This is a genomic window from Mesorhizobium sp. M7A.F.Ca.CA.002.09.1.1 (genome assembly GCF_003998555.1).
Lineage (GTDB): Bacteria > Pseudomonadota > Alphaproteobacteria > Rhizobiales > Rhizobiaceae > Mesorhizobium > Mesorhizobium ciceri.
The window spans coordinates 1-2,830 of sequence record NZ_RZRR01000747.1 but is presented as its reverse complement, the minus strand read 5'-3'; the positions used below and the strand labels follow the sequence as shown (position 1 = coordinate 2,830).

The window sequence follows — 2,830 nt, the reverse complement described above, 5'->3', positions numbered from 1 at the left end:
GTGGCGAGATGCTGGCCGCGGTCCGTCGCGGCGACACGGTCGTCACCGGCGGCGGCTTCGTCGGCAAGGTGACCAAGGTGATCGACGACAACGAGCTCGAGGTCGACCTCGGCAATGGCTTGAAGGTGACGGCGCTGCGCTCGACGATCGCCGATGTGCGCGTCAAGGGCGAGCCGGTGGCCAACCAGAACGCCAAGAAATAATCCAATTTTAGGCGGAGCGATCCGCGGACACGCTCTGACGGACGACGCCATATGTTGTATTTCTCGCGCTTCAAGATGATCCTGATCTGGGTGGCCGTGGCCATCACGGTGATCCTCGCCGCGCCCAACCTGTTCTCCGCCAGCACGCTGGCGCAACTGCCCAACTGGGTGCCGAAGCGGCAGATGACGCTCGGCCTCGACCTGCAGGGTGGTTCGCACATCTTGCTGGAAATGAACCAGAACGATCTGATCAAGGACCGGCTGGAGACGACGCGCGACGAAATCCGCACGCTGCTGCGCGACGCCAAGATTGGCTATACCGGCCTTGCCGGCACGGGGCGGACCCTGCAGGTTCGCATTACCGATCCCGCCCAGATCGATGCCGCCAAGACGGCGCTGAAGACGCTGACCGATCCGGTCGCCGCCGGCCTGTTCACCGGCGGTTCCGTGCAGGAAATGACGCTCGACGATTCCGAGCCCGGCCTGCTCAAGTTCAACGTCACCGATGCCGGCATCAAATACCGCACGTCGACCGCGCTGACGCAGTCGATCGAGGTGGTCGAACGCCGCGTCAACGAACTCGGCACGACCGAACCCATCGTGCAGCGGCAGGGCGACGACCGTATCCTTGTCCAGGTGCCGGGTCTTCAGGACCCGCAAAGGCTGAAGGAAATCCTCGGCCAGACCGCCAAGCTGACCTTCCAGATGGTCGACCAGTCGATGCCGGTGCAGGACGCGCTCAACGGCCGTCCGCCTGCCGGCTCGTCGGTGCTGTATTCGCAGGACGATCCGCCGGTTCCGTATCTGATCGAGAACCGCGTCATCGTCTCGGGCGAAAACCTCGTCGATGCGCAGGCGACCTACAATTCGCAGAACAACGAGCCGGTGGTGTCGTTCCGCTTCGATTCGAAGGGGGCGGCGCGCTTCGGCCAGGCCACGGCGCAAAATGTCGGCAAGCTGTTCGCCATCATCCTCGACAACCAGGTGATTTCGGCGCCGCAGATCCGCGAGCCGATCCTCGGCGGCACCGGCCAGATCTCCGGCAATTTCACCGCCCAGAGCGCCAACGATCTCGCCGTGCTGCTGCGCGCCGGCGCGCTGCCGGCGACGCTAACCGTCATCGAGGAGCGTACCGTTGGTCCGGGCCTTGGCCAGGATTCGATCCATGCCGGCAAGGTTGCCGGCATCATCGGTTCTATCCTCGTCGTTGCCTTCATGTTCGTCGCCTACGGCTTCCTCGGCTTCCTCGCCAACATCGCGCTGGCGGTGCACGTGGCGATGATCGTCGGCGTGCTCTCGCTGCTTGGCGCGACGCTGACCTTGCCTGGTATCGCCGGTATCGTGCTGACCATCGGCATGGCGGTCGATTCCAACGTGCTGATCTACGAGCGCATCCGCGAGGAGCGGCGCGCCGGCCGCTCGGTCATCCAGGCGATCGATACCGGTTTCACCAAGGCGCTGGCGACCATCGTCGATTCCAACATCACCTCGCTGATCGCCACCGTGGTGCTGTTCTATCTCGGTACCGGGCCGGTGAAGGGCTTTGCCATCACCTATGCCATCGGCATTCTGACGACCGTCTTCACCGCCTTCACCTTCACCCGTCTGCTGGTCTCGATCTGGCTGCGGCGTGCTCGCCCGAAGGAATTGCCGAAGGCGCCGGTGACCTTCGTTCCGCCCGGCACCAAGATCCCCTTCATGGGCATCCGTCGCTGGACGTTCACGCTGTCCAGCGCACTTTCGATCCTGTCGGTGGTGCTGTTCATGACCGTCGGCATCAACTACGGCATCGATTTCAAGGGCGGTTCGCTGATCGAAGTGCAGGCCAAGAGCGGCAATGCCGATCTCGCCGACCTCCGCGCGCGGCTGACCGAACTCAACATCGGTGAAGTCCAGGTGCAGCAGTTCGGTACGCCGAACGACGTGCTGATCCGCGTCGGGACGCAGGATGGTGGCGAAAATGCCGAGCAGACCGTCATCGACAAGGTGCGCGGCGAGCTGCAGGATAATTATGACTTCCGCCGCGTCGAAGTGGTGGGACCGACCGTGTCCGGCGAGCTCGCCAAGCAAGGCACGATCGCCATGCTGATCGCGTTGCTCGGTATCCTGATCTATGTCTGGTTCCGCTTCGAATGGCAGTTCGCGGTCGGCGCCATCGTGGCGACGGTGCACGATGTGGTCATGACGCTCGGCTTCTTCGTCATCTCCGGGCTGGAGTTCAACCAGTCGTCACTGGCGGCGATCCTGACGATCATCGGCTATTCGCTGAACGATACGATCGTGGTCTATGACCGTGTCCGAGAGGATCTGCGAAAATACAAGCGCATGCCGCTGCCGCAACTCCTGAACAACGCCATCAACGAGACGCTGTCGAGAACGACGCTGACCTCGGTGACGACGATCCTGGCGCTGCTGGCGCTGGTGCTTTTCGGCGGCGAGGTGATCCGCTCGTTCACCATGGCCATGCTGTTCGGCGTCATCTTCGGCACCTATTCGTCGATCTTCATCGCCGCCCCGCTGCTGATCCTGTTCAAACTGCGGCCGCAGGCTACGGCCGACGAGGAGAAGCCGGTCAATGGCGGCAAGGCGGTCGCGACCTGACGCGCGCCCCCGAAGAGGTTTAACGG

2 protein-coding genes are annotated in these 2,830 nt (G+C 63.3%); both read left to right on the top strand.

Annotated features, from left to right (window positions below):
- A partial coding sequence (locus EN994_RS25560; RefSeq protein ID WP_164746185.1) for a preprotein translocase subunit YajC occupies window positions 1-203 on the top strand: 203 nt, incomplete at its 5' end.
- A 51-nt stretch (window positions 204-254) separates the two neighbouring features.
- On the top strand, window positions 255-2,804 hold the full coding sequence (secDF, locus tag EN994_RS25555; RefSeq protein WP_013531306.1) for a protein translocase subunit SecDF: 2,550 nt from the start codon (window positions 255-257) through the stop codon (window positions 2,802-2,804).
- Window positions 2,805-2,830: the final 26 nt, after the last annotated feature.